Raw genomic sequence first — 26,036 nt, 5'->3', positions numbered from 1 at the left:
CGGTTTTTTTTCTGTCGTTCGTTTCAATTCATGAACAACAAAAAAATGGAGACATCCCATGAATTCAACGACGAAGCCTTGCCTGGCGGCGATATTGACGCTCTGGGCGGGGACGGCCGCAGCGGGGGAAACCGAACATCCATTCGACATCCCGGCTCAGCCGCTGCATTCCGCCTTGCAGAAACTGGCCGAGCAGGCCGAGGTCGCGGTGTTCTTCGCCGAGAGCCAGGTTGCCGGAAAGCGGAGTCCCACGCTCAAGGGCCGCTACACGACTCAGGACGCGGTAGCCCACCTGCTCGGCGGAAGCGGCCTTCAGTTTTCGGTGGCCGAAGACGGATCGGTGGCGGTGAAACCGGCGACGGAACGAGTCAACCGAGCCGATCCGATCGCCCTGCCGAAAGTCGACGTGATCGACCAGGCGGACTACGACCCGGACGATCCCTACAACCCCAGCTATACCCGCCCCAATGCCAGCACAGCCACCAAGACCGATACGCCGATCGTGGAGACGCCGATGTCGATTGAGGTGGTGCCCAGTGCGGTCATACAGGACCAGCAGGCCATCCAACTGGGCGACGCCGTCAAGAACGTCAGCGGCATGTTTCAGGGGATTTCATTTGGCGGCTTCTCAGAGGAATTCATGATTCGCGGCTTTAACACCAAGTTCGCCAATTATCTCGATGGGTCGAGGTTTCCCGCCAGCCGAATTCCAACCGCCAGCGCCGACCGCATCGAGGTCGTCAAGGGGGCCGCGGCCAATCTCTACGGACGTATCGAGCCCGGTGGCATGATCAACGTGGTCACCAAGCGTCCGCAGGAGGTCCCTTTTTATGCTTTGCAACAGCAGTTCGGCTCCTTCGACCTCTACCGCATCACGGCGGATGCCACCGGTCCGATTACCTCGGAGGGATCGCCCTTATACCGGTTCAATCTGGAGTACCTGGACAAAAACTCCTTCCGCGACTTCTTGTTCACGGACCGCATTTTTGTTGCGCCTTCTCTGACCTGGAAGATCAGCGACCGTACGCTACTCGATCTCGATTTCATGTATTTCGACGAAGACACTCGGGAAGATTACGGGGTTCCGGCCATCGGCAAGCGCCCGGCCAATATTCCCATTTCGCGCTACTTGCAGGAGCCTTCCACGGACAAGAGCAACACCAAACTATATAACGTCGGCGTGACGCTTAACCATCAGTTCATGGAAGACTGGAAAGTCCGCGCCCGGTTCGTCAAGTTCAACCGGGATGTGGTGGACCCGCAAACCGTCGGATTTGCTTTGAATGAGACAACCGGCCTTTTGGACAGATTCTTTTATGGCCCGGACAGCGGGGACGATTCCTACTTCGGCACCGTGGATGTTACGGGAAGATTTTCCACGTGGGGAGGTGACCATAGAGTCCTGGTCGGTTGGGACTATTACAACATCGATACGAAAGTCAGCGCTTTCAACTTGCGGGTGCTATCAATATCTTCAACCCCGTCTATGGGCTCTCGGGCGTGGATTTGTCCCAGGCGCAAAAGAACTTCTTCATCGACCAGCGAAACGAGTGGACCGGCGTCTATTTCCAGGATCAGATCACGCTTTGGGACAAATTCCATATTCTCGGCGGCGGCCGCTACGATTGGGCTACTTCCGGATTGGGGCTGGCCTTCGGCACCGATCAGTCACTCGCCGCTGCCCGCGCCAACCTCCAAGAGGTGCACAATGATCGTTTCAATCGCTGCGAGACATGGAGCGAGTGAGCGAGCGAGTCGAGTAGTCCCCGGAAGCCCGAGCGCCGGGTGTGAGACCGAAGGTCGACGCGATAGCGGCGGTCGGAGGTCTCACACAAGGCATCGCGACCGGGCGTCGAGTCATCTGCGAGCGGTGTCCGGACCCCTTGTTGGGTCCGGACCAGACGAGCGGGGACGGCCGGGGCGCCGAAGGCAATAACTCGTCGCCAATTTTTTGCTCCTTTTGGTGACTTGGAGGTCCCAAAAGGTTTCGCAAAAAATGGCGACGCAATCGCCCCGTGTAGGTTTGGTCTATCAACCCTGGAATTGGCTGTCGCTCTACGGCAACTACGTCGAGTCCCTGGGCAGCGCGAATATCGGTGTGTCCGCCGACGGGAAGCCGTTTTCGCCCGAGACCGCTGAACAATATGAAGCCGGTTTCAAGACGGAATTCTTTGATAAGCGACTCACCTCGACCGTGGCGTTCTACCGTCTGACCAAGAAAAACGTGTTGGTCCCGATCCCGGGCACCGCGTTTTCCGACGCGATCGGCGAGGCGCGCAGCCAGGGTGTCGAGGTGGACATCGCGGGGCAGGTCACGGAAGCCCTGAGCCTCATCGCGACCTACGCCTATTCCGACGCCAAAATCACCAAGGGCGACAACCAGGGGAATCGTCTGTGGGACGTCCCGAGAAATTCCGGCAGCCTGTGGGCCAAGTACGATTTGCAGCAGGAGCCTGTGCGGGGTCTGAGTTTCGGCGCGGGCGTCTATTTCCTCGGGCAGCGCGAGGGCGACAACGGGAATACCTTCCAGCTGCCCGGTTACGGACGAGTGGACGCGCTCGTCAAGTACCAGTTACCGGTGGCTTCTTCCAGGCTGTCGCTCCAGTTCAATGTCGAAAACCTTCTGGACCATCGGTACTACGTAGCGACGCTGGCGGACCGGTTCAGCGTGATACCGGGCGCACCACGCACGTTTATAGGCTCTGTGCGGATTGAATACTGAGCCTTGGACGGATCTGAATCGTGATCAAGCGACCCGCAGGCACTCCGCCCTGCGGCAGGGTGGCGAAACGGCTGGCCGCTGGGATGATCTGCCGCGAGTCCCGCCGCAAACTTTGGCTCAAGATCCACCTTTACCTAGGACTATTTGTCGGAGCTGTGTTCACGATAAACGGTCACATACAGCCGACCCGCGCCCAACCCGGAACAGCAGCAGTGAGACCAACCGGTTAGTCGGCAAAGGATTGCCGATCTACCAGTACTGTCATCGTTCATCCGCCGAACCATTTGGCACAGGCTTGTTCGATAGCTTTCTCATTCGACACCCCAGCCTTATCGATTGAAACCTCTCTTGCAGCCCAGTACCGCGACCATCCAACTATGACGGCCTGATCGTGCCGGGAAGAGGATTGGATGCGAACGGATGCTTCGGGCAGAATCAGTACCGGATTGGGCTGTCAGAGAAATAGGGCGAGATCACAGGACAGTCTGCATGAACATCCTTGTGCCGGCGTTTGCGGTTATTGTGGCCGTTCTAGCGGCCGGGCGCGTTTTTGCGCTTATCCACGGCGAGCCGTTGCCGATCGGCCGGGAATCGACCCTGTCGTTGACGATCGAACTGCATCACCGGGATGAGTACCGGCGGGTCTGGAAGAACGGGAACGGGGCTTGCAGTTCCACGGTACTCGGCACGCGTCCGCTGACTTTGATCACGGCGGCGCATTGTCTGCGCGATGTACGCCTGGAGGGGCCGCTTAAACTGCCGGCGGTCCGCTTGCGGGCCGCTCCCTCGGCGGCGGTATCGAATGCCCGGCTGCGCGCGGCGGTGTATCCGAGTTTCGATGTCGTGCAGGAGAACATCGCCGAGGATATCGCCATTCTGATTTTCGACGCGGATGTCGAGGATGCGTTGCGGCCATTGCCGATCACGACCGGCCATATTCCCGACAAAGCTCTGATCTGTGGCTTCGGTTACGGTTACCGGGAAACGGAAAACGACGGTCCCCGCTGTGCCGACAAGCGCGTCTTCGGTTTACCGAGCAGCTTCTATCAGTTCGTGCCGAAACAATACGAGGATCTGGACCCCATACTTCATTTGCAGTTCCGGGCGCAGTTCGAGTCGAAGGAGGCATCGGTGTCTTCGCTTTCCGCGTTGTTGGCGGTCAACCGGCTGGATGCCCAGGGGGCTTATTCGGTCGACGAGCCCATGCCTACGCGCGGCGACTCCGGCGGCCCGTGGATCGCCACCGATGCGCAGGGGAATGTTTCTCTCCTGGCCATCACCAGTTTCGTGGAAACCTTCTATCGCAAGAACAAGCAATGGCCTTTTTTCCACGCGAGCCGCGCGCCGCTGTCCGATTTCGCCTACGTGGCGTACGGCGTGCGCCTCGACACCCGTGAGGCGAGGGCGCGGATCGAAGAGGCACGCCGCCTGGATGCGGATATCCGCGAAATGCCGGCGGCGGGGCAGGCGCATGGCTTCGCCGGACCCGGAGAAGGGACGGGAAGCGAATAATCGCCACTTTTTCGTCCCAGGTATCGAATCCGCCGGGCGGCGTCCGCGGAGAGCGGCTCGACCCTCGGCGATTCCGGGGACGCTCGAGGGGGGAGCCAGCCGGCGATCCCCTTGCGACGGCGGCTCGAACTGATGGTTCAGGCTTTGCGGCGGCGTGCCAGTCCGGCGGCTGCCGCGAGACCCGATCCGAACAGCCACACGGCTGCCGGCGCCGGAACCGCGGAAACCCGATAGAGCGATGTGGTTTGGCTGACCTCGTTGGCGATGGCGAGGAAGCTGCCCTGAGCATTGGAGAAGAAGCTCAGTCCCTCGGGGCTGACGTCGCCGGCGGTGAAAATCATTTCTATGAAGCGGATGTCGTCGAGATCGCTGAGATCCCATACCGCCACGGCATTGGAGCGCTCCAGCCCCAGGAACAAAAGATCGCGGTCGTCCACCGTGCCCACCAACGCGCTTTCCGGTTCCGGTCCCTTGTTGTCGCTGCGGCCGTCGTCCCAAAGCTCCGGGTAGGATATCTTGATGATCTGCTCGAGCTGGCCCCCCGAGTCGAACACGAGGTTGCCGTCGGCGTCCAGGATGGAGAACGAGCGGGCGCCGAAAGCGTGCAGTTCGTCCAGGTCGCCGTCGCCGTCGGTGTCTCCGCTGGTGGAGACGTTCAGACGGCCGAGTTTGTCGCCGGTCTTCCAGTCGCTGCCGTGGGCGGCGGCGAGGGCCGCGTCCAGAGCGGGGTCGATGTCGGCGTTGCCGACACGGATCTCGTCGTTGCCGCCAGGCCAGTCGCCACGGGAATCGCCTTCGTTGGCGGTCACGTAATATTGCCGGCCGTTGTTGGTGAAGCTGGCGATGCCGTCGGGCATGTATAGGCCCTTGACGTTCCAGTTCTGAATGTTGCCGTCCAGCGGATCATTGCCCGGTCCGTCGCGGTCGGAAACGTCCAGTCCGTTCTCCGGCAGGCTGTGGTCTTTCAAGCCCATCGGCCGGATCGCGGTGACGTTGGCGCCGGCGATGTCGACCACGGCCACCGCGTTGGCTTCCTGCAGGGTAACCATGGCCTTGCTGCCGTCGGCGCTTACCGCGATGTACTCCGGTTCGAGATCCTGCGCGACGGAGGCGTTGGGACCGGTAAGCCGCACGCCGCTCTCCCGGAGTGCCGCGGCGGAGCCGTTGAAATTCGTGAAGTCGGCGGTCAGCACGCTGTAAGAGGCGGTATCGATGATGCTTACCGAGCCTTCCGGATCGCCTGCGGGTCCGGTCAGATAGCTGCTCGGTTCGCCCTCGTTGGCGACCAGCAAGCGGCTGCCGTCCGGCGTGTGGATCACCGCGTCCGGGTTCGCGCCGACCGTCACCGTCGCCAACGCGGCGAAGCTGGCGGCGTCGTAGAAGCGGACCAGGCCCGGATCGGTCTTGAGGGGCGCGGAAATCGCGACCGCGGCCTTGTTGTTCGCGACCGACACGCTGTTGATGCCGCCCAGCACCGAGGTGTCGATGCTGTGCACCAGGTTGCCGGAGAGGTCGAGGATGTCGATGCCGCCCAGCCCGAGATCGGCGCCGTTGGCGTCGGTGCCGACCACCCACAGGCGGTTGTTGACGGCGTCGTAGGAAACGATTTCCGAGCCCAGCGCGCTGGAGCCGTTGGCTTCGGTGTGGTTGAAGGTCCACTGGTGCGTGTAGCTGAACCCGCCGGCGGCGCTGGCGCAGGTCGAAGCGAGAGCGGCGGCGACGGCAAGACTGATGGAAGTCGATTTCATGGGGGTCGGGGTCCTCGGCTGGAGCGGCTGTTATCGTTCGTAACGTGATCCGGGGAGCGTTTCGGTTCGGATGCCTGCCGGTGCGGCGCCGCGGGGCCGATTCGCCTCGATGGATCGGCGCCTAATATAACCTCGGCTTGTTACGAAAGGATTAATCCCGTAACGGCAATCGGACATGTCCGGGGGTGCCGGGGATGGCGTCGGGAAGGGCGGCTTCGGCGCTCCCGAAGACACCGTTTGCGATTGGAACGGATTCCTGACCTACGGGGCTGCTCGATTGCGGTGCTCGTTCTTTCGGATGCCTCGGTCAAGCCGCTTTGGCGCCCGTCCCCATGCGCTCCATGACGACGGCTACCGCGGCGGCGCGGGTGCCGACACCCAGCTTCTCGAAAATGTGCTCCAGATGCTTGTTGACCGTCCGGGGGCTGCTGCCGAGGATGGTCCCGACCTCGCGGTTGGTTTTGCCTCGGGCGATCCACATGAGGATTTCCGCTTCGCGGAAGGTGAGCCCCAGGTTCTCCCGCAAGGATTCCAGATTCCAGTCGCCGGTAAATTCCTGCAGGAGCAGCAGGTACTCGCGCACGTTTTCGCAGGGAGCGAGCCTGGCGGTGAATTTTTTGCCGTCGCGATGAAGCGTAAACAACTCGTTTTCCGAGGTTCCGTCCGAAGCGATACGGTCCAGCGCCCAATCCAGAAGCGCCTTGGGCAAATAGCGGGGCGCGTTTTCGAAATCGAGCACCTGGGTTCCGGAGAATGCCGCGAGCCAGCGGACGGCCGAGGAGGTCAGCCACACGATTCGTCCCGCGGCGTCGATGCTGATGGTGGCGAAGCCGCTGCGGTCGAGCGCTTCTTCCACGCGCAGCACCGTCCTCGCCTGGGCCACGTGCGCCCCTACGCGGGCCAGTACCTCTTCGTGACGGATCGGCTTGACCAGGTAATCCACGGCACCTTCGCGAAAACCCCGGAGCAGATCGTTCAACTCGCCCAGCCCGGTCATGAAGATGATCGGAATGGAGCGGGTCGCGGGATTCGCTTTCAGATGGCGGCAGGTTTCGAAACCGTCCATGCCCGGCATCACCGCGTCCATCAGGATGACGTCGGGATCGGCGTAGCGGAGCTGTTCCAGGGCTGACGCGCCGTCGGTCGCGACCAGTACACGGTAGCCCGCTTCTTCCAGGGCGTCGGAGAGCAGGGCGAGATTGGCCGGCACGTCGTCCACGATCATGACCGTGCCCTGGCGGTATTGGCGTTTTAAGCTCATCTTAAACCTCGCTGAGTGTTTTCTTGATGTCGCCGAGACGGAACTCCCGCGAAAGCGCCTGGAGATGCGTCGCGAACGGGATGTAGCCGGCATCGGTTTCGACCAGCGTTCCGAGCCGATCCTGTAGTCCCCGAAGATCGCCCATGCGGGCGAACGCGGCCAGTTCCTCGAGACAGTCGGGCGGCGGGCGTATCATCGGCGCTTCCGTTTCGGGGGCGGTTTGGATCTCCGCCGTATCGTCTCCCCGATGGAGCCAGTCGAGACTCAAATGCAACTTGAGCTTGCGTAGGAGTTCGTCGATCTGAATCGGTTTGGCCAGGAAGTCGTCGCAGCCGGCGCCGCTGGCCGAGCGACGGTCGCTTGGGTAGGCGTTGGCGCTGACCACGATGATGGAGGTCTTGCAGCCGGTCCGGCGCAGATGCGCCGCGGCCTCGATGCCGGTCATTCCGGCCATGATGATGTCCAGCAGGATCAGGTCCGGATGCCAGTCTCTAACCCGCGCCAGGCACCCCTCGCCGCAACCCGCTTCCTCGACAACGAATCCCAGGGGTGCCAGCGCCGAGGTCAGGATGCCGCGATGCTCGGGCTGGTCGTCGACCACCAGGATTTTGCGGCGTGCGCCGCGATAGCCCACGATGTCGCCTTCGTCCGGAGCCTCTTGCGCGCCGCGCAGGTTGGGAAGGAAAAGCCGGACGCCGAACGTCGAGCCGGTCTGGGGCTCACTCTCCACCGTCAGTTCGCCGCCCATGATCTGGGTCAGCATCTTGCTGATGGTGAGTCCCAGGCCGCTGCCGGGAATCGGATTGCCGCGAGGTTTCACCAGACGCCGGAAGGGCAGGAATATGGTCTCGATTTGGTCCTGCGAGATGCCTTCGCCGGTGTCGATGACCTGGAATCGCGCGATTTCTCCGCTATAGCCCACCCGGAAAACGATCCCGCCCTCCTGGGTGAATTTCACCGCATTGCTCAGCAGATTGATAAGAATCTGGCCCACCCGTTTTTCGTCGCCGCGAATCCGGCGCGGCAACACGTCGACGATCTGGCAGCGGAAGGTCAATCCCTTTGCTTCCGCCTGAGGCTTGAACATCCGCACCAATTGTTCGACGAACGCGGGGAAATCGATGGCGCCTCGCCGCAGCTCGATCTTGCGCGCCTCGATGCGAGCGATGTCGAGAATGTCCTCGATCAGGGACGAAAGATGCTCGCTGCTGCGCTGGATGATCTCCACCGCTTCCCGCCGATGGGCCGGGATGCTCGGGTCCTTTCTCAGGATTTGGGCATAGCCGAGTATGCTGTTCAGCGGCGTGCGGATCTCGTGGCTCATGTCGCTCACGAAGCGGCTCTTGGCTTGGTTGGCCCGATCCGCGGCCTCGCGTGTTTCCTGGAGCATGCTGTCGGTTTTCTTATGCTCCTCGATTTCCTTGAGCAGCAGGGCGGTTTGTTTCCCGGATTCCTCCTGCGCCACTTGCCGGCTTTCGTTGCTGAGCACGATCCACCACGCGGCGAGGCCCAGGAAAACCAACAGCGCCGAATAGACCTTGAGGAAATTGGCGAACAGTGCTTGAGATAAAGCCTCGTCCGCGTAGGCGGCTGCCAGAATATCCTGGTAATAGATCACGCCTACGAAGACGCCGGTGAGCGCGGCGAGCAGCAGGTAAACGAGAGCGAACTGAATTAGGCGCAGCCTGTGTTGCGGCGACAGGCATGAGGGTAGCCAGCGGCTGCCGGCTCGTTCCAGTTGGTCCCTGAGCCGCGCATTCGGTTTGCAGGCATCCAGGCAGCGGGCGTCCAGGGTGCAGCAGAGCGAGCAGATCGTGCCCCGGTAGGCCGGACAATAGGCCTTGTCTTCCGGCTCGAAATCGTTTTCGCAAATGCAGCATTTGGCCTGAGGCGTAGTTTCTCCCCAGTCGTTGGGGTTTCTCGCCAGATAATGGCGGCTCCGGGTCAGGCGGGCGATCACCGGGCTCAGCACAAAGGCGGTCGCCAGCGCGATGAAGGCCGAAAAGGCTTGCGGCAGCGCCCCGAACAGACCCGCGTAAGCCGCGATGGAAACGATCGAGGCCGCCAGGGTGGAAAACACGCCCACCGGGTTGATGTCGGGCAGGTAGGCGCGCTTGAATTCGACGAAAGGCGGACTGAGCCCCAGCGGCTTGTTGATGACCAGATCGGCTACCAGGGCGCCGATCCAGGCGATGGCGACATTCGAAAACAGGCCGAGGACCCGTTCGAGCGCGCCGAAAACGCCGAGTTCCATGAGGAGCAGGGCGATCAGCACGTTGAAGACCAGCCAGACCACCCGACCGGGATGGCTATGGGTCAGCCGCGAGAAAAAATTCGACCAGGCGAGCGAGCCCGCGTAGGCGTTGGTGACATTGATCTTGAGCTGCGATACGACCACGAACAATACCGTCGCCGCCAGCGCCAGGCTGTCATCGTCGAATGCATAGCCGTAGGCCACCCGATACATCTGGGTGGGTTCGTGCGCCCGGTCGTCGGCGATGCCGTGCTTGAGCGCCAGAAAGGCAAGGAAGGCGCCGCCCAGTTGCCGGGCCATGCCCATGAGGATCCATCCGGGACCGGCGATTATGGTGGCCGCCCACCAGCGGTATCGGTTGCGGTGAGTCTTTTCCGGCAGAAATCGTAAGAAATCCACTTGCTCGCCGATTTGGGCCACCATGGAAAAGGCCATGGTGGCGGCCGTTCCGAACAGTATCCAATCGAACTGTGCGCCGCGATTCTCGCTTCCGGGGAACAGGGCGAGTTCTCCCAAAGCCTGCGGTTCGCGCCAGATGACGGCCACGTAGGGTGCGACCAGAAGCAGGATCCACAACGGCTGAGTCCAGAGCTGAAGACGGCTGATGGTGGTGATGCCGAAGGTGACGAGCGGGATCACCGCCAGGGCGCTGACGACATGCGCGGCGGCGATGGGAATCTCGAAGTACAGTTCCAGCGCCAGCGACATGATGGACGCTTCCAGGGCGAGCAGGGTGAAGGTGAAGGAGGCGTAGATCAGCGAGGTCAGGGTCGAGCCGATATAGCCGAACCCGGCGCCGCGGGTCAGCAGGTCCATGTCGATGTTGTGCTTGGCGGCGTAGTAGCTGATCGGGAGCCCCGTGAGGAAAACGACGAGGCCTACGGCGATGATGGCCCAGCAGGCGTTGACGAATCCGTAGTTGATCGCGAGAAAGCCGCCGATGGCTTCGAGCACCAGGAACGAAATGGAACCGAAAGCCGTGTTCGCCACCCGGAACTCGGACCACTTTCGAAATGACCTCGGGGCGAACCTGAGTGCGTAATCCTCCAGGGTCTCGTTCGCGACCCAGGCGTTGTAGTCACGCCGTATCTTGACGATGGCCTGGCGGCTCAATGTTTCCACGGCGATGGTTTGCCTCTTGTCTGATCTTGTTGTTTTTATACCGAGTGCAATTCCAATTTGTCGCTCGAATTCAACAAGGTGAGCAAATCACGTGCCGTTGGGTTGACTACAGGGAGGAGGCAGAAGAAGAGGGCGGGGTGAACGGTCGCCGCCCCAATTTGGGGCGAAGACCGCGAGATTGCACACTAAAAGGGCGGGCAGAGGCAGGAAGCCGGCGTTAGGCCTATTTCCGTTCGAAGCCGAAATCGAGGATCACCGGGTTGCCGCGATTGTGAATGATGATTCGCTTGCGGCCTTCTTCCGTATCGGCGCTGGTTTCGGTCGTTACCGGCGGCTCTTCGGGCGGGCTCGAAGAGTCGACTTCGGAAATCGGCGCTTCCGGATTCGTGGGCCTATCCGTTCCCGCGGGGAGGACCGGAAGCGCGCCGGTCGAGGTCCCGGTTTCGGACTTCGCCGGTTTTTCGGTGACTTCGATGCGTATCTCGGGCATCCAGGTGCTGGTACTGGTCGACGAGGCTGATTTCTTCCTCGGCACTTTCAGCTTGTCGAGAAGATTAAAGCAGACCGTTCCGATGTGATTCTCGAAGATTTTCAGCAATGCCGGATCGTTCCTGGCGCGGCTCGAATCCTTGACCTTCTCGTCGGCGATGAAATCCATGAACAGGCTTGCGGTTTCAGACGAGCGGGCGGTGGATTTGAGCGTACAAGTTACCGGCAGCACGTCCGCCTTTTGAAAACCGAGCGCGCGCGGGTCGGAATTGCCGATGCTGAACGAGAACCCGGTAGGCGTGCCTTTGTTCTCGACGCTGCCGACCCGTGCTGTCATCTCGTGAGTGACCTCGATTTCGACATCTTCGCTCTGCTCCGCCTCGACCGGATATCCCCAGGAACTCAGATTCTTGCTGATTCGTTCGGCCATGGCCGGCGTTTGCGCCTTGTCCAGATTCTCGGGCACCACGCGGAGCAGAATCTTGCCCACCGATTCGGGCCGGAGCGGGGCGCCTTGGGGTTTCAAGCCGATGGAGCAGCCGGCGAGCAGGCTCATGGAAACGATCAGAAACGGAATACGCATAGTGTTTTCGTAAGGTTAAGAGTGCTTTCGGCGTCGGCGGCCAATCCGGTTCGAGTTCTGTGAGCGGCCCGGTACCTAATGTCGGCAAGGGATTGCCGACCTACAACCATGTGCCCTGTTGGTCGGGAATCCCTTTCCGATCTTGGCGTTCCGGGCCGCTCGCAACGCGGCTCATATACTCTCCGAGTCGCCTATAACAAGCCGCGAGAGCGCTGCCGAGACTCTAAGCCGTTATCCCCCGTTCCGGGATACGTCATTTGACTGATTGTGACATATACCCCCCGGAAATCTAATTACCCCCCGTGCCGACAACGAGTTACGCGCGGCGGTCGATTCGAGCCCATGGACATTTGCCGTGCCCGAAACGACCGGTGGCGCGGAACGCTCGCAGACCGATTTTTTTATCTAGGGGATTTCAGTCATGAACAATCGAACGACTAGCGCGACGCAAGCGGGCCGCCGCGGCTTGCGGACCGCGCTTTTGCCCGCCGGCTTGGCGGCGCTGACGACGGTGTACGCACCCGTGTCGCTTGGGGGGGCGACCTTCAAGATCGACGATACCAAGTGGGTGAGCATAGGCGCCGGCCTCAGAACGAGCTTCACCGCTACCGAGGAAGCCGCCAATGCGGGCAAATGGTCTAACGACTTCAATCTGGACAATATCCGTCTCTACCTGAACGGCCAAATCCACGAGTATTTCAAGATCGAGTTCAACACCGATTGCCAGACCTGCGGCGACGGCGGCGAGATGCGCATACTCGATGCTATCGGCAAATTCGAATTCCATCCCATGTTCAATATCTGGATGGGCCGCATGCTGGTCCCGGCCGAGCGCCGCGAGATGAACGGCCCGTTTTTTAGCGCCGTGTACAACATCTTCGGCGCCGGCACGCCTTTCGAACCGGCGGACTTCAACACCACGATCCGATCCAACGGCACCTCCGCCGGCTCCTTCGGCCGCGACGACGGCGCCACGATCTGGGGTTCTTTCTTCGGCGGCCGTTTTCAATATGCGGCGGGCTTCTTCCGTGGACTACGCAACGGTGCCAACGTCGACGACAACATCCTCTACGCCCAGCGCTTCGCCTACAACTTCCTCGACGTGGAAAAGAACCCCGGTTACTACACCAGCGGAACCTACTACGGCCAGGGCGGCGACATCCTGACCGTGGGCGTTTCCAACCAGTACCAGGAAGACGGCGCCGGGACCCGGAGCGATCCGGGCAATTTCCGGGGCACCGCGGTCGATGTCCTGTTCGAAAAGCCTTTGGGCAACATGGGTGTCGTGACCGTCAACGGCGAATACAAGAACTACGGCATCAAGGGCTACGGCATGGCGTCCAGGCTGGCGGGCGGCGGTTTCGCCATGTTCGAGGGCGACGCCTACGACGTGAGCGCCATGTACCTGCTCCCGCAAAAAGTGTGGATCGGGCAATTCCAGCCTTACGTCCGCTACGTCAACGTCGATCCGATCAATAGCGCCAGCCGCGATGTTTACGAAGCCGGCATCAATTACATCATCGACGGCCATAACGCCAAGATCATGCTGATGTACGAGTACGGCGATCTGCTCACTAAGGGGCTGGATTACCGTTCCACGGCTTCGGGCGACGACGTCAGTTCGATCAAGCTGGGCTTCCAGTTGCAGATCTGATCACTTCCTGACACTTCATTAACCAATAGAGGTAAGTATTCATGCCTGATTACGCAAAATCCTATCGGCGACTCTGTTTGGCGCTGTCGGCGGTCGCGCTCCTTTTTGGTGCAGAGGCGCGCGCGGAAGACACCATCAAGGTGGGCATCCTGCATTCGCTCTCCGGCACCATGGCGATCAGCGAAACCACGCTGAAGGACACCATGCTGATGCTGATCAACGAGCAGAACAAGAAAGGCGGCCTACTGGGCAAGAAACTTGAGCCGGTGGTCGTCGATCCCGCCTCGAACTGGCCTCTGTTCGCCGAAAAAACCCGCGAGCTTTTGACCAAGGACAAGGTCGCCGCCATCTTCGGCTGCTGGACCTCGGTGTCCCGCAAATCGGTGTTGCCGGTGGTGGAGGAGTTGAACGGCCTCCTTTTCTATCCGGTGCAGTACGAGGGCGAGGAATCGTCGAAGAACGTGTTCTATACCGGCGCCGCGCCTAATCAACAGGCGATTCCGGCCGTCGATTACCTGATGAAGGAGTTGAAGGTCAAGCGTTGGGTGCTGGCCGGCACGGATTATGTATATCCCAGAACGACCAACAAGATTCTGGAGGCGTATCTGAAATCGAAAGGCGTGAAGGACAAGGACATCATGATCAATTACACGCCGTTCGGCCATTCGGATTGGCAGAGCATCGTCGCGGAGATCAAGAAGTTCGGTTCGGCGGGCAAGAAGACGGCGGTGGTGTCCACCATCAACGGCGACGCCAACGTGCCTTTCTATAAGGAGTTGGGCAACCAGGGTATTTCTTCCGAGGCTATCCCGGTCGTCGCATTCTCGGTCGGCGAAGAGGAGCTGTCCGGCATCGACACCAAGCCGCTGGTCGGCCATCTTGCGGCCTGGAATTATTTCATGAGCGTCGACACGCCCGAGAATGCCGTGTTCATCACCAAGTGGCACCAGTTCATCAAGAACCGGAGCAGGGTAACCAACGACCCGATGGAAGCGCATTACATCGGCTTCAACATGTGGGTCAAGGCGGTGGAAAAGGCGGGCACGACGGATACCGACGCGGTGGGCAAGGCGATCATCGGGGTCGAGGTACCGAACCTGACCGGCGGGACGTCGAAGATGCTTCCGAACCACCACATCACCAAGCCGGTGCTGATCGGCGAGATTCAGGATGACGGGCAGTTCCAGACGGTCTGGCAGACCAAAACGCTGGTCGAGGGCGATGCCTGGTCGGATTACCTGCCGGAAAGCAAGCCGATCATCGCCCAGTGGACGCCGCCGATCAACTGCGGCAACTACAACACCAAGACCAAGAAGTGCTCGGGGCAGAAGTATTGATCGATGGGGTTGCTTCTGGGTAAGACCGATGCAAGACCTCTTCCGCTCGCGCAGGCTTCGACAACGGGCAAAGGAATGCGGGATGAGCGTGGGACGAGGTTTTGGCTCGGGTTTCCGCTGTAGGGTGGGTTAGGCGCGCCGTGCACTGAGTCCGCAATGTTCGCTGGTCGTGCGGCGCGCCGTAACCCACCGATCCCGCGGTGTTGCCCGGTGGGTTTCGCTTCGCTCTACCCACCCTACGGCGGACCTATTGGCTATCAGATTGTGTAAAGAATTAGGGAGACGAGATGAGACCTTTGATTTTCGGCATGCGCAGATGGTGTATCGCCATGCTGATCATGATGATGCCGGGCCTTTGCAATGCGGCGGCGGATCCGGGGGGACCGTTCGCCGACGCATTGGCCCGGCTCAAGGAGGCTCCTCTGACTGAATTGGGCGAAGCCGTCGATCGGCTCGCCGAAACCAATGACCCGGCAGTGGTTCCCGTGTTGCGGGCGCTGCTCGACGGTCGTCTCTATTACCGCAAGGACGACGGTCGCGTCGTTTTCGGCGACCCGGCCGAGGATGGCCTGGCCATCGTGGACGTCCTTGATGGAGAAGCTTTGGGCATCGTCGGCAAGTTCGATCTCAAGAAGATCGGCATCAACAATGCGCTGCGCACGCGTCTGCGCGAAACCCTCGGGCGGCTCGAACTGGCGGCGGACGGCCCGGCGCAGCGGCTCAAGGCGGTCGAGGCCATGAGCAAATCGCTGGACGAGGAAAACCTCGAACTGCTGCGGGCCCGTCGGGACACGGAAACCGATGCCAAGGTGTCGGAAGCGATCGAAACGGCCCTGGCTCTGGCGGATCTCGCCAGCGACGACAAGGCCGTGCGCATCGCCGCCATCAATGCCTTGCACGGCAGCCTCAATCCGCAGGCGCTCAACCGTCTGCATCAATTACTGGAAAAGGATGACGCGGGCCGATTCCTGGAGCCCGACTCGGACGTTCGGAATTCGGCTCAGGTCGCCGTCAAATCCATCGAATCCAAGTTGACCGTGTATCGCGCGGCGGAGACGGTGTTCTTCGGCCTGAGCCTGGGCGCGGTGCTGGTGCTCGCGTCTATCGGTCTCGCGATCACCTTCGGTGTCATGGGCGTCATCAACATGGCCCACGGCGAATTGATGATGCTGGGTGCCTACACCACCTACGTGGTACAGCAGCTGATGCCCGGACATCTGGATATTTCCCTGTTCGTCGCTATTCCGGCGGCGTTTCTGCTGTCCGCGCTGGTCGGCATCGCCATCGAGCGCGGCATCATTCGGTTTCTGTACGGGCGGCCGCTCGAAACCCTGCTGGCGACGTTCGGGGTGAGCCTGTTTCTTCAGCAGCTGGTCCGCACGATTTTTTCGCCCCTGAATCGCAGTGTCGCGACGCCGGTCTGGATGAGCGGTTCGCTGGAGATCAACGGCGCGCTGTCCCTGACCTTGAACCGGTTTTACATCCTGGTGTTCTGCCTAATGGTCTTCGCTGCCTTGCTTCAGGTTTTGAAGCGCAGCCGCATCGGGCTCGAAGTGCGGGCGGTCGCGCAAAACCGTGCCATGGCCAAAGCCATGGGCATTCCGACCGAGCGGGTCGACGCGCTGACCTTCGGCCTCGGCTCGGGCATCGCCGGCGTCGCCGGCGTGGCGCTCAGCCAGCTCACCAATGTTGGGCCGAATCTGGGGCAATCGTACATCGTGGATTCGTTCATGGTGGTGGTGTTCGGCGGCGTGGGCAATTTGTGGGGTACCCTGATCGGCGGATTTTCGCTGGGGATCGCCAACAAGCTGCTGGAACCGTACGCTGGCGCGGTGCTGGCGAAAATCCTGATGCTCGTGTTCATCATTCTATTCATCCAGAAACGCCCGCGCGGATTGTTCCCGCAGAAGGGCCGGGCAGCGGAGGCTTGATCCATGGCGTTCCGTTTATTGCGGAAATCGGCGGTCGACGTTCCGTTTCTGGCGGTGCTGGCGGCCATAACCGTGCTCGTTCCGCTGGCCAACCTGGCCTTGCCGGAATCCTCGCCCTTGCACCTTTCGACTTACACCGTGACCTTGGTGGGCAAATACTTAACCTACGCACTGCTGGCGCTCGCCGTGGACCTGGTTTGGGGCTATTGCGGCATCCTGAGCCTGGGCCACGGCGCTTTTTTTGCCTTGGGTGGCTATGCCATGGGCATGTATCTGATGCGGCAGATCGGCGAACGCGGCGTGTACGGCAATCCGGTACTGCCGGATTTCATGGTCTTTCTCAATTGGCAGGAATTGCCCTGGTATTGGTACGGCTTCGATCATTTCTGGTTCTCTCTCCTCGTGGTAGCCTTGGCGCCGGGCCTGCTGGCCTATGCGTTCGGATGGCTCGCGTTTCGCTCGCGGGTGACCGGCGTCTATCTTTCCATCATCACTCAAGCGTTGACCTACGCCCTGATGCTGGCATTCTTCCGCAACGAGATGGGCTTCGGCGGCAATAACGGCCTGACCGATTTCAAGGACATTCTGGGTTTCAATCTCCAGTCCGACGGCACGCGCGCGACGCTGTTCGCGGCTTCGGCGATCGCGTTGATGGGGGCGTACGCGGCCAGCCGCCTGGTAGTCGAATCCAAGCTCGGCCGCGTGGTCGCGGCGATCCGCGACGCCGAGAACCGGGTGCGCTTCCTGGGCTATCGGGTCGAACAGTTCAAGCTCTGGGTCTTCGTCTTTTCCGCGGTTCTGGCAGGCATCGCCGGCGCCTTGTACGTGCCCCAGGTCGGCATCATCAATCCCAGCGAATTCTCGCCGCTGAACTCGCTCGAGATCGTCGTCTGGGTCGCGGTCGGCGGTCGCGGAACGCTTTACGGCGCGGTGGTCGGCGCGATTCTGGTGAATTACGCCAAGACCGTGTTCACCGGCGTGCTGCCGGAAATGTGGCTGTTCGCCCTGGGGGCGATCTTCATACTGGTCACCTTGTTGTTGCCCGAAGGCTTGACCGGCCTTTGGCGCCGCAAGGAGCAAGCCGCATGATCGCCGCGAAGGCTGAAATTCCGGGCGCTCCGGTACATGACGGACCCGTCGCCGATCGCCGTATCGAGCCGGCGCACAAGCCGATCCTTTATCTGGAAGAAGTCACGGTCAGCTTCGACGGCTTCCGGGCGCTAAACGCGCTGACCCTGTACATCGACGAGGGCGAGCTGCGCTGCATCATCGGGCCGAACGGCGCCGGCAAGACCACGATGATGGACGTCGTCACCGGAAAGACCCGGCCGGACAAGGGTACGGCCTTCTTTGGCCAAACCCTGGATCTTTTGACGCTGGATGAGCCGGCCATCGCCGAGGCCGGCATCTGCCGGAAATTCCAGAAACCCAGCGTGTTCGAGAAGCAAACCGTGTTCGAAAACCTGGAACTGGCCATGCGCACCGACAAGCGGGTGTGGACGACCCTGTTCGCGCGATTGACCGGGGAGCAGCGGGATGCGATCCACGAAGTGCTGGAGACCGTCGGCTTGACTGCCCACCGCGACCGGCGGGCCGGCGAGTTGTCCCACGGCCAGAAGCAATGGCTGGAAATCGGCATGTTGCTGATGCAGGAGCCCAAGGTGCTGTTGGTCGACGAACCGGTGGCGGGCATGACTCACCAGGAGACCGAACGGACCGCCGAGTTGTTGCTGTCTCTGGAAGGCAAGCACTCGGTCGTCGTGGTGGAACACGACATGGAGTTCGTGCGTTCGATTGCCCGTAAGGTCACCGTGCTGCACGAAGGCTCGGTACTGACCGAGGGCCGCATGGACGAGGTGCAGAACGATCCGCGCGTCATCGAAGTGTATTTGGGGGCTTGATGCTGAGCGTAGCGGCACTGAATCAATACTACGGCGAAAGCCACACCCTCTGGGACCTGTGCCTCGATATTCCGGCCGGGGCCAGCGTGGCCCTGATGGGGCGGAACGGCGTCGGCAAGACCACGCTGTTGAAATGCATCATGGGGCTTTTGCCCGCGCGCTCGGGCGAGATTCGCTATGAGGATCGTTCGTTGACCGCGCTCCGAGCGGAACGCCGCGCGGAACTCGGAATCGGCTATGTCCCGCAGGGTCGGGAAATCTTTCCCATGCTGACGGTGGAGGAAAATCTCAGGACCGGACTTAGGGCGCGCGGCGACAAGTCCAAACGCATCCCTGAGGAAATCTTCGAGATCTTCCCGGTGCTCAAGACCATGCTGCGTCGCCGGGGCGGCGATCTTTCCGGCGGCCAGCAGCAGCAACTCGCCATAGGGCGGGCGCTGGTGCTGAGACCCAAGCTGCTGATCCTCGACGAACCCACCGAGGGCATACAGCCCAACATCGTCAGCGAAATCGGCGACGTGATCATCCGCCTGAACCGGGCCCGCGGCAAGGAAATCCATTTCGAGAAACGTGAACCTTCGGTGGGGGACGAGATCCGCGATGCCATCGTTCGGGTCAACCGGGAAATGGGGGTAACGGTTCTCTTGGTGGAACAGAAACAGCATTTCGTAAAGCGCGTGGCCGACCGGTTCCTGGTCATGGACAAAGGGCGTATCGTTGCCGGTGGCGCCATGGAGGACTTGACGGAGGATTTGGTACGGCGATATTTGACCGTGTAGTTTTACTTACAGGACTTATGCAGAAGCGCTTTCGGTTCCCTCTCCCTCAGGGAGCGGGTGAGGGGATGCAATGAAGGAACTTCCTTTCCGATCCCCTCATCCCGACCTTCTCCCAGAGGGAGAAGGGGCGAAATGCGTAAGTCCTGACTTAGTTATAGGCTCTTACCGGAGCCATTACCGATTTCGATTTTTGGGAGAAGTTATGAGCAAGCGGTTTTTCCACAGCCTGACGGTTCTCGTGAGCTTGGGCACACTGCCCGAAGCCGTGCTCGCCCACACCGGCGCGGATTCGATACACGGGTTTACTGCCGGATTCGCGCATCCCTTCATGGGACCGGACCATCTGCTGACCATGCTCGCAGTCGGTGTTTGGGCTGCCGCGTTGGGCGGTCGCGCCTTATGGTTCGTACCGCTATCCTTCGTGACCGTGATGGCGGTCGGGGCGGGCGTTCAGCATTTCGGTTTGGTCTTGCCGTCCGCCGAGATGGCGGTGGCGCTTTCGGTCGCCGTGATGGGGCTGGTTCTCGTCGTCAACCGGCGCGCAGGCTACGGTCTCGCGGGCGCTTTGGCAGCGGGATTCGCGCTTTTCCACGGCTATGTGCATGCCGAGGAGATCGGGCGGGACATGGGAGCGTTTCACTACGCCGGGGGATTTTTGATCGCGACCGCGGTCTTGCACGGATTGGGTATGCTGCTCGGTGCGGCCGTCGGCAATCTGGATTTGCTGCGTAAGGCGCTCGGAGCGTTTTGCGCGGGGGTGGGGATCTACCTTCTGGCGGGAAGCTAGGCGGTTCGCTTGTCGGTACAAGATGCGGCCGGCTCCGGCTGGGAGGCCGAACTCAAGCTCGGCTTCGAATCCCGAGGCGGCAGGACCGTCCTGGCCGAGCGGCGGCACCGCGGTCCGCTTGCGGTGCAAAGGCCGTTCTATCCGGAAGGCGAGGTTTGCCACGTGTATCTTCTGCATCCGCCGGGCGGCGTCGTCGGGGGCGATCGTCTGGACATTCGGGCTACCGCCGGAAAGGAGAGCAGGGCTCTGATCACCACGCCCGCCGCGGGAAAGTTCTATCGGAGCGAGGATCTGCCGGCAAGGCAGACGGTGCGTTTGGCGGTGAACGACGTCGCTGCGCTCGAATGGCTTCCGCAGGAGTCGATTTTCTATCGCGGGGCGAGCGTCATTTCGGAGGTGGACGTGGAACTGGCGGAAACGGCGCGGTTCATCGGCTGGGAAAGCTTTTGCCTCGGTAGGCCGGCCAGCGGCGAAGCGTTCGACCGGGGAAGGGCGGCTTTCCGCTGGTCGATTCGGGTGAGCGGACGGCCGCTGCTGATCGAACGATTCGAGGTGGATGAGGAGGTTTTGAACGCGAACTGGGGCTTGCAAGGGCAGCCTATCGGCGCCAGCTTGTTCGCCTATCCCGCGCTTCCGAAAGAGCTGGCGTCGATGCGGACCATCGCGGGCGATCGAGCCGGCTTCGGAGCCACGCTGGTCGACGGTTTGCTGGTGTGCCGAGCGCTTGACAATCAGATCGAACCGCTGCGCCGGCTGTTGGTCGAGTTGTGGCGGGCCGTGCGTCCGGATGTCGTTGGCCGGGAGGCGTGTTTGCCGAGGATTTGGGCGACTTGAAGATTAAATCGAGCGGCCATGATTTCGTTGGTGATGATCTTATGCCGCTGATTGTTTTTGGAGGCCCTTCGACTTCGCTATCGCTACGCTCAGGGCGAACGGCCTGCGGAGATCGGCATAAGGTATCGTGTAAGTCCAGGTAAGGTATCCGATACTCGTCTGTTGTGAAATTATTGGATCAACAAACGCGCTGATATGAGCTTTTGGGTTTATATCCTCCGCTGCCGGGATGGCTCGTACTATACAGGACACACTGACAATCTTGAGAAACGTGTTGCCGAGCACCAAACTGGCTTGTGTGAGGGGTACACGGCAAGCCGTCTACCTGTCGAACTGGTGTTTAGCCAAGAATTCTCGTCGCGCACGGAGGCTCTGGCCATGGAGCAGCAAATTAAGGGTTGGAGTCGCAGAAAGAAGGAAGCGATGATGCGCGGAGATTGGAATGAGGTAAACCGGCTTTCTCGAGGTAAGCACCGGCATGAGAGATAGGCTGACAGCCTCGGCATCCATACTCCTTATGAGTGCCAAGAGCGAGGCTGGGAGCGATGTCTTCGCATTATCGTGGGGGATATTGCATCAATGTGAGCAGCACAGATGAATTTGCGCCGTTCGCCCTGAGCGTAGCGATAGCGGAGTCGAAGGGCCTCAAACCGTGAATGATGGGCATAGCCTGCCGGCTTTTGCTCGTCCTGCTAATGATGACTTTTAAAACATATAGCATCCGCCATGGAATTAACCCCACGCGAAAAAGACAAACTACTCCTCTTCACCGCCGCGCTGCTCGCCGAGCGGCGCAAGGCCAAGGGATTGAAGCTCAATTACCCGGAAGCCGTGGCCTATCTCAGCAGCGCCATCATGGAAGGCGCGAGAGAAGGGCGCAGCGTTGCGGAATTGATGGAATACGGCCGCACGCTGCTAAGCCGGGACGACGTCATGGATGGCGTGGCGGAGATGATTCCGGAGGTGCAGGTGGAAGCGACCTTTCCGGACGGCACCAAGCTGGTGACGGTTCACAATCCGATTTTGTAGGGGGAGACTCGATGATACCCGGAGAAATCATCGTCCAAGAAGGCGAGATCGAATTGAACGCGGGACGCAAGGCCATTACCGTGGTCGTGGCGAATACCGGCGATCGGCCGATACAGGTAGGGTCCCATTACCACTTTTTCGAGACAAACTCGGCGCTGAGCTTCGATCGGAATCTGGCTCGGGGCTATCGGCTCGACATTCCGGCGGGCACGGCGGTGCGCTTCGAGCCGGGCCAGACCCGTGAGGTGCGGTTGGTGCCGTTCGCGGGCAAGCGCCGCATTTACGGGTTTCAACAGAAGATCATGGGGGCCTTATGAGCCGGATCGGGAGGCAGGCCTATGCCGAAATGTTCGGCCCGACCACCGGGGACCGGGTGCGGCTGGCGGACACCGAGCTTTTCATCCAGGTGGAGGAAGACCGGACGGTTTACGGCGACGAAGTGAAGTTCGGCGGCGGCAAGGTGATCCGCGACGGCATGGGGCAAAGTCAATGCACGTCGGAAACCGCGGTGGATACGGTCATCACCAACGCGCTGATCGTGGACCATTGGGGCATCGTCAAAGCCGACGTCGGCATCAAGAACGGACGCATCGCCGGGATCGGCAAGGCGGGCAATCCGGACACACAGGCCGGGGTCGACATCGTTGTCGGGCCCGGCACCGAAGTCATCGCGGGCGAAGGGCAGATTCTCACGGCGGGCGGCATCGACGCGCATATCCATTTCATCTGTCCGCAACAGATCGAAGAGGCCCTGATGTCCGGCATCACCACCATGCTCGGCGGCGGCACCGGCCCCGCGACCGGCACCAACGCCACCACCTGTACGCCGGGACCTTGGAACATCCACCGTATGCTGCAGTCGGTGGACGGCTTGCCGATGAACATCGGGTTTCTGGGGAAAGGCAACGCCAGCCTGCCGGAGGCGCTGGAGGAGCAGCTTCGCGCCGGTGCGATGGGATTGAAGCTGCACGAGGACTGGGGCACGACGCCGGCCGCCATCGATTGCTGCCTCTCGGTTGCCGATCGTTTCGACGTGCAGGTGGCGATCCACACCGACACCTTGAACGAATCCGGCTTCGTCGAAGACACGATCGCCGCGTTCAAGGGACGCACCATTCACACTTATCACACCGAAGGCGCGGGCGGCGGCCATGCCCCGGACATCATCCGGGCCTGCGGCGAAGCCAACGTGCTGCCCTCGTCCACCAATCCGACCCGACCTTATACGGTCAACACTGTGGACGAACATCTGGACATGCTGATGGTCTGCCATCACCTGGACCCTTCGATTCCCGAGGACGTCGCTTTCGCGGAATCCCGCATTCGCCGGGAGACGATCGCTGCCGAGGACATTCTGCATGATCTCGGAGCATTCTCCATGATCGCGTCCGATTCGCAGGCCATGGGACGGGTGGGCGAAGTCATTACGCGCACCTGGCAAACCGCCCACAAGATGAAGTTTCAGCGGGGATATCTCCCCTCTCCCTTTGGGAGAGAGGATGGGGGTGAGGGACGGAACGACAATTTTCGCGTGAAGCGCTACATCGCCAAGTACACCATCAACCCGGCCATCAGCCACGGCATCGCCCACGAGGTGGGGTCGGTAGAAGTCGGCAAGCTGGCCGATCTGGTGCTGTGGCCGCCCGCTTTCTTCGGCGTGAAGCCCAGTCTCATCATCAAGGGCGGGATGATCGCCGCGGCGCCGATGGGCGATCCCAACGCGTCTATTCCGACACCGCAGCCGGTGCATTATCGTCCCATGTTCGGGGCGTATGGCGGTGCGTGTCCGGCGACCGCGATGACGTTTCTGTCGAAGGCGGCGGCCGAGGCGGATGTCGCGAAGCGGTTGGGGCTAAAAAAGCTCGTCGGCATCGTTTCGAATACCCGAAACATCGGCAAGGCAAGCCTGATCCATAACGATTACCTGCCAAAGATTGAAGTCGATCCGCAAACCTATGCGGTGCGCGCGGACGGCGTGTTGCTGGCTTGTGAGCCGGCGAAAACACTGCCCTTGGCCCAACGGTACTTCCTGTTTTGATGCTCGGGACATGACCAGACTCAATGAATTCGCCCCGCCTGGAGCGGCGCATCACGACACCCTGACCCTGCTTTTCGAGGCCCGCCAGAAATCCCGTTTGCTGGTATGCCTGGACAGCGGAGCCGAAGCAGGTGTTTTTCTCCCTCGCGGCACCGTGCTCCGCGACGGCGACCGGTTGTTGGCCGACGATGGCCTTGTGGTGCTGGTGCGCGCGGCGGCGGAGCCGGTATCGGTCGTCAGGACCGCCGACGCCTTGTTGTTCGCCCGGGCCTGTTATCACCTGGGCAACCGGCATGTCGCTTTACAGATCGAGAGCGGCGAACTGCGTTATCTGCGGGATCACGTGCTGGACGACATGGTGCGGGGCTTGGGGCTCACGGTCGAGCACGCGCTGATGCCGTTCGAGCCGGAACGCGGCGCTTATCATGGGGCTCATCAGCATGATCACTGATCTGGGGCTGGTGAGACTACTGCACTTGGCAAGTCCCGCGCTGCCCATCGGCATGTACAGCTATTCGCAAGGCTTGGAGCGCGCGGTGGAGGATGGCTGGATCGGAAACGAGCGGCAGGCGGGCGAATGGATCGCCGGCATTCTCGAACGCTGTCAAGCCAGAACCGATTTGCCGTGCCTGTCGCGCTTGTACGACGCCTGGGCCGTGGCGGATGTTGTCGAGATCGAACGCTGGAGTCTCCATCTTTTGGCCTGTCGGGAAACCAGCGAGCTGCGCGCGGAAGACCGGCAGAGCGGACAGGCCCTGGCGAGGGTGCTCGCCGGTCTGAACGTCGAGGGCGCCGAAGCCTGGGCGCGGCATCCGTCTGCCACGCTCGCCACCGGTTTCAGCTTGGCGGCGGTCAGCTGGAAGATCCCGAAGTTCGAGGCGGCTGTGGGATATCTCTGGAGTTGGCTGGAAAACCAGGTGTTGTGCGCCGTCAAGCTCGTGCCTTTGGGACAGGCGGCGGGACAGCGGCTGCTGAGTGCTTTGGCGGAGCAAGTCCCGGGCCGGGTGAAGCAGGCATTCGACTTGAAAGACGACGAGATCGGCGGCAGCGCCTTCGGCTTGGGGCTGGCCAGCAGCCGTCACGAAGTGCAGTACTCGCGGCTATTCCGTTCTTAAGAGAGAAGACATGACTGATCAAGATAGGCACGTATTGAGAGTGGGGGTCGGCGGTCCGGTCGGTTCCGGGAAGACCGCTCTGGTGGACGCCTTGTGCAAGCGGATGCGTGAGCGCTATCAAATCGGCGTGGTGACCAACGACATCTACACGAGGGAAGATCAGCAATTTCTGATTCGCAGCCAGGCGCTGCCGGAGGAGCGGATCATGGGGGTGGAAACCGGTGGCTGTCCGCACACCGCGATCCGAGAGGACGCTTCGATGAATCTCTCAGCGGTGGATGATCTATGCCATCGCTTCCCGGAACTGGATTTCGTGCTGGTCGAAAGCGGCGGCGATAACCTGAGCGCCACCTTCAGCCCGGAACTGGCCGATCTCACCATTTATGTCATCGACGTGGCCGCCGGCGACAAAATTCCCCGAAAAGGCGGGCCGGGCATTACTCGCTCGGATTTGCTGGTCATCAACAAGATCGATCTCGCTCCCTATGTCGGAGCTTCGTTGGACGTCATGGCGCGTGATGCCGAAAAGATGCGCGGCGAGCGGCCTTTCGTTTTCACCAATCTCAAGACGGGCGAAGGTTTGGAGAGCGTTGCGGATTTCGTGGTCCGCCAGGGCATGCTGCACGATTAGCGCGTTTTCATCTCGCTCATACGGCATGGCGGGCTCGGCGGAAATCCCCGGCGCCACCTCTCGACCGAGCGTCCTCGTCGGCAAGGGATTGCCGACCTACAACCGTGCACCCGGTAGGTCGGGAATCCTTTCCCGACGTCACCTCCCGACCGAGCGTCTTCCTCGGCAAGGGATTGCCGAACTACCGGCGAGTTCCCGTAGGGTAGGTGTGAGAATGCTTTGGCTGGCCGTGTATCGTACTACCGCTCTTCTTACGGCCCGAGCGATCCGCGTGGCGAAACCCTCGGAATATTTCCGGCCTTGTCCGTT

The 26,036-nt window shown here is 61.1% G+C and carries 22 protein-coding genes; 18 read left to right on the top strand and 4 right to left on the bottom strand.

What is annotated here, in order from left to right:
• The first annotated feature begins 58 nt into the window (after positions 1 to 58).
• The 3 genes from sS8_RS30160 to sS8_RS13675 all read left to right on the top strand — a co-directional run bounded on the left by sS8_RS30160 (position 59) and on the right by sS8_RS13675 (position 4,234).
• Positions 59 to 1,936, top strand: coding sequence for a TonB-dependent siderophore receptor (locus tag sS8_RS30160; protein WP_119630114.1), 1,878 nt, complete (start codon positions 59 to 61; stop codon positions 1,934 to 1,936).
• A gap of 60 nt (positions 1,937 to 1,996) precedes the next feature.
• Entirely contained in the window at positions 1,997 to 2,722 is a 726-nt protein-coding gene (locus sS8_RS13685; protein ID WP_119630113.1) for a TonB-dependent siderophore receptor, read from the top strand.
• Between the two features lie 489 nt (positions 2,723 to 3,211).
• Entirely contained in the window at positions 3,212 to 4,234 is a 1,023-nt protein-coding gene (locus sS8_RS13675) for a trypsin-like serine peptidase (RefSeq protein ID WP_197716515.1), read from the top strand.
• 137 nt (positions 4,235 to 4,371) lie between these two features.
• Here the strand turns inward: sS8_RS13675 and sS8_RS13670 are convergent, their stop codons facing one another.
• The 4 genes from sS8_RS13670 to sS8_RS13655 form a co-directional block, all read right to left on the bottom strand.
• Entirely contained in the window at positions 4,372 to 5,982 is a 1,611-nt protein-coding gene (locus sS8_RS13670) for a choice-of-anchor I family protein (RefSeq protein ID WP_119630111.1), read from the bottom strand.
• Between the two features lie 307 nt (positions 5,983 to 6,289).
• Positions 6,290 to 7,243, bottom strand: a complete 954-nt coding sequence (locus tag sS8_RS13665) for a response regulator transcription factor (RefSeq protein WP_119630110.1) — start codon at positions 7,241 to 7,243, stop codon at positions 6,290 to 6,292.
• Position 7,244: 1 nt separating this feature from the next.
• A complete protein-coding gene (locus sS8_RS13660; RefSeq protein WP_119630109.1) occupies positions 7,245 to 10,619 on the bottom strand; it encodes a hybrid sensor histidine kinase/response regulator in 3,375 nt (1,124 codons plus the stop codon).
• Positions 10,620 to 10,842: 223 nt separating this feature from the next.
• Positions 10,843 to 11,691, bottom strand: coding sequence for a hypothetical protein (locus sS8_RS13655; RefSeq protein ID WP_145986526.1), 849 nt, complete (start codon positions 11,689 to 11,691; stop codon positions 10,843 to 10,845).
• Between the two features lie 421 nt (positions 11,692 to 12,112).
• Here sS8_RS13655 and sS8_RS13650 point away from each other — a divergent pair, with 421 nt between their 5' ends.
• From sS8_RS13650 to ureG, 15 genes are all read left to right on the top strand, one after another.
• Positions 12,113 to 13,345, top strand: coding sequence for a hypothetical protein (locus sS8_RS13650; RefSeq protein WP_232020304.1), 1,233 nt, complete (start codon positions 12,113 to 12,115; stop codon positions 13,343 to 13,345).
• Between the two features lie 41 nt (positions 13,346 to 13,386).
• Positions 13,387 to 14,682: an urea ABC transporter substrate-binding protein gene (urtA, locus tag sS8_RS13645; RefSeq protein WP_119630107.1), complete on the top strand. Its 1,296-nt coding sequence runs from the start codon at positions 13,387 to 13,389 to the stop codon at positions 14,680 to 14,682.
• Positions 14,683 to 14,969: 287 nt separating this feature from the next.
• Complete coding sequence (urtB, locus tag sS8_RS13640; RefSeq protein WP_197716514.1) at positions 14,970 to 16,613, top strand: urea ABC transporter permease subunit UrtB; 1,644 nt, start codon at positions 14,970 to 14,972, stop codon at positions 16,611 to 16,613.
• A gap of 3 nt (positions 16,614 to 16,616) precedes the next feature.
• Positions 16,617 to 17,702 carry an urea ABC transporter permease subunit UrtC gene (gene urtC, locus sS8_RS13635; protein ID WP_119630106.1) on the top strand — a complete coding sequence of 362 codons (1,086 nt, stop codon included), beginning with the start codon at positions 16,617 to 16,619 and terminating at the stop codon, positions 17,700 to 17,702.
• The gene (urtD, locus tag sS8_RS13630) at positions 17,699 to 18,514 is read left to right on the top strand and encodes an urea ABC transporter ATP-binding protein UrtD (RefSeq protein ID WP_119630105.1); all 816 of its coding nucleotides are present in this window, start codon (positions 17,699 to 17,701) and stop codon (positions 18,512 to 18,514) included. The genes urtC and urtD overlap by 4 nt, the downstream gene beginning before the upstream one ends.
• On the top strand, positions 18,514 to 19,293 hold the full coding sequence (locus sS8_RS13625; RefSeq protein WP_119630104.1) for an ABC transporter ATP-binding protein: 780 nt from the start codon (positions 18,514 to 18,516) through the stop codon (positions 19,291 to 19,293). The genes urtD and sS8_RS13625 overlap by 1 nt, the downstream gene beginning before the upstream one ends.
• Positions 19,294 to 19,495: 202 nt before the next feature.
• Positions 19,496 to 20,080, top strand: a complete 585-nt coding sequence (locus tag sS8_RS13620; RefSeq protein ID WP_119630103.1) for a HupE/UreJ family protein — start codon at positions 19,496 to 19,498, stop codon at positions 20,078 to 20,080.
• A gap of 9 nt (positions 20,081 to 20,089) precedes the next feature.
• On the top strand, positions 20,090 to 20,914 hold the full coding sequence (locus tag sS8_RS13615) for an urease accessory protein UreD (RefSeq protein WP_119630102.1): 825 nt from the start codon (positions 20,090 to 20,092) through the stop codon (positions 20,912 to 20,914).
• A 195-nt stretch (positions 20,915 to 21,109) separates the two neighbouring features.
• A complete protein-coding gene (locus tag sS8_RS29955; RefSeq protein ID WP_119630101.1) occupies positions 21,110 to 21,403 on the top strand; it encodes a GIY-YIG nuclease family protein in 294 nt (97 codons plus the stop codon).
• Positions 21,404 to 21,640: 237 nt separating this feature from the next.
• Positions 21,641 to 21,943: an urease subunit gamma gene (ureA, locus tag sS8_RS13605; protein ID WP_119630100.1), complete on the top strand. Its 303-nt coding sequence runs from the start codon at positions 21,641 to 21,643 to the stop codon at positions 21,941 to 21,943.
• An 11-nt stretch (positions 21,944 to 21,954) separates the two neighbouring features.
• Complete coding sequence (locus tag sS8_RS13600) at positions 21,955 to 22,260, top strand: urease subunit beta (protein ID WP_119630099.1); 306 nt, start codon at positions 21,955 to 21,957, stop codon at positions 22,258 to 22,260.
• Positions 22,257 to 23,981, top strand: coding sequence for an urease subunit alpha (gene ureC, locus sS8_RS13595; protein WP_119630098.1), 1,725 nt, complete (start codon positions 22,257 to 22,259; stop codon positions 23,979 to 23,981). The genes sS8_RS13600 and ureC overlap by 4 nt, the downstream gene beginning before the upstream one ends.
• A gap of 10 nt (positions 23,982 to 23,991) precedes the next feature.
• The gene (gene ureE / locus sS8_RS13590) at positions 23,992 to 24,432 is read left to right on the top strand and encodes an urease accessory protein UreE (RefSeq protein ID WP_119630097.1); all 441 of its coding nucleotides are present in this window, start codon (positions 23,992 to 23,994) and stop codon (positions 24,430 to 24,432) included.
• Positions 24,422 to 25,096 (top strand): urease accessory protein UreF, encoded by a 675-nt coding sequence (locus tag sS8_RS13585; protein WP_119632780.1) that lies wholly within the window; start codon positions 24,422 to 24,424, stop codon positions 25,094 to 25,096. The genes ureE and sS8_RS13585 overlap by 11 nt, the downstream gene beginning before the upstream one ends.
• 10 nt (positions 25,097 to 25,106) lie before the next feature.
• Positions 25,107 to 25,727 carry an urease accessory protein UreG gene (gene ureG, locus sS8_RS13580; RefSeq protein ID WP_119630096.1) on the top strand — a complete coding sequence of 207 codons (621 nt, stop codon included), beginning with the start codon at positions 25,107 to 25,109 and terminating at the stop codon, positions 25,725 to 25,727.
• The last annotated feature ends 309 nt before the right edge of the window (positions 25,728 to 26,036 follow it).

Source organism: Methylocaldum marinum, assembly GCF_003584645.1.
GTDB classification, from domain to species: domain Bacteria; phylum Pseudomonadota; class Gammaproteobacteria; order Methylococcales; family Methylococcaceae; genus Methylocaldum; species Methylocaldum marinum.
This window is presented reverse-complemented; position numbering and strand designations above follow the sequence as displayed.

Bases quoted from the DNA above. Each gene is read 5' to 3' on its own strand.
- sS8_RS30160 (WP_119630114.1), top strand. From the start codon at position 59: ATGAATTCAACGACGAAGCCTTGCCTGGCGGCGATATTGACGCTCTGG.
- sS8_RS13685 (WP_119630113.1), top strand. From the start codon at position 1,997: ATGGCGACGCAATCGCCCCGTGTAGGTTTGGTCTATCAACCCTGGAAT.
- sS8_RS13675 (WP_197716515.1), top strand. From the start codon at position 3,212: ATGAACATCCTTGTGCCGGCGTTTGCGGTTATTGTGGCCGTTCTAGCG.
- sS8_RS13670 (WP_119630111.1), bottom strand. From the start codon at position 5,982: ATGAAATCGACTTCCATCAGTCTTGCCGTCGCCGCCGCTCTCGCTTCG.
- sS8_RS13665 (WP_119630110.1), bottom strand. From the start codon at position 7,243: ATGAGCTTAAAACGCCAATACCGCCAGGGCACGGTCATGATCGTGGAC.
- sS8_RS13655 (WP_145986526.1), bottom strand. From the start codon at position 11,691: ATGCGTATTCCGTTTCTGATCGTTTCCATGAGCCTGCTCGCCGGCTGC.
- sS8_RS13650 (WP_232020304.1), top strand. From the start codon at position 12,113: ATGAACAATCGAACGACTAGCGCGACGCAAGCGGGCCGCCGCGGCTTG.
- urtA (WP_119630107.1), top strand. From the start codon at position 13,387: ATGCCTGATTACGCAAAATCCTATCGGCGACTCTGTTTGGCGCTGTCG.
- urtB (WP_197716514.1), top strand. From the start codon at position 14,970: ATGAGACCTTTGATTTTCGGCATGCGCAGATGGTGTATCGCCATGCTG.
- urtC (WP_119630106.1), top strand. From the start codon at position 16,617: ATGGCGTTCCGTTTATTGCGGAAATCGGCGGTCGACGTTCCGTTTCTG.
- urtD (WP_119630105.1), top strand. From the start codon at position 17,699: ATGATCGCCGCGAAGGCTGAAATTCCGGGCGCTCCGGTACATGACGGA.
- sS8_RS13625 (WP_119630104.1), top strand. From the start codon at position 18,514: ATGCTGAGCGTAGCGGCACTGAATCAATACTACGGCGAAAGCCACACC.
- sS8_RS13620 (WP_119630103.1), top strand. From the start codon at position 19,496: ATGAGCAAGCGGTTTTTCCACAGCCTGACGGTTCTCGTGAGCTTGGGC.
- sS8_RS29955 (WP_119630101.1), top strand. From the start codon at position 21,110: ATGAGCTTTTGGGTTTATATCCTCCGCTGCCGGGATGGCTCGTACTAT.
- ureA (WP_119630100.1), top strand. From the start codon at position 21,641: ATGGAATTAACCCCACGCGAAAAAGACAAACTACTCCTCTTCACCGCC.
- sS8_RS13600 (WP_119630099.1), top strand. From the start codon at position 21,955: ATGATACCCGGAGAAATCATCGTCCAAGAAGGCGAGATCGAATTGAAC.
- ureC (WP_119630098.1), top strand. From the start codon at position 22,257: ATGAGCCGGATCGGGAGGCAGGCCTATGCCGAAATGTTCGGCCCGACC.
- ureE (WP_119630097.1), top strand. From the start codon at position 23,992: ATGACCAGACTCAATGAATTCGCCCCGCCTGGAGCGGCGCATCACGAC.
- sS8_RS13585 (WP_119632780.1), top strand. From the start codon at position 24,422: ATGATCACTGATCTGGGGCTGGTGAGACTACTGCACTTGGCAAGTCCC.
- ureG (WP_119630096.1), top strand. From the start codon at position 25,107: ATGACTGATCAAGATAGGCACGTATTGAGAGTGGGGGTCGGCGGTCCG.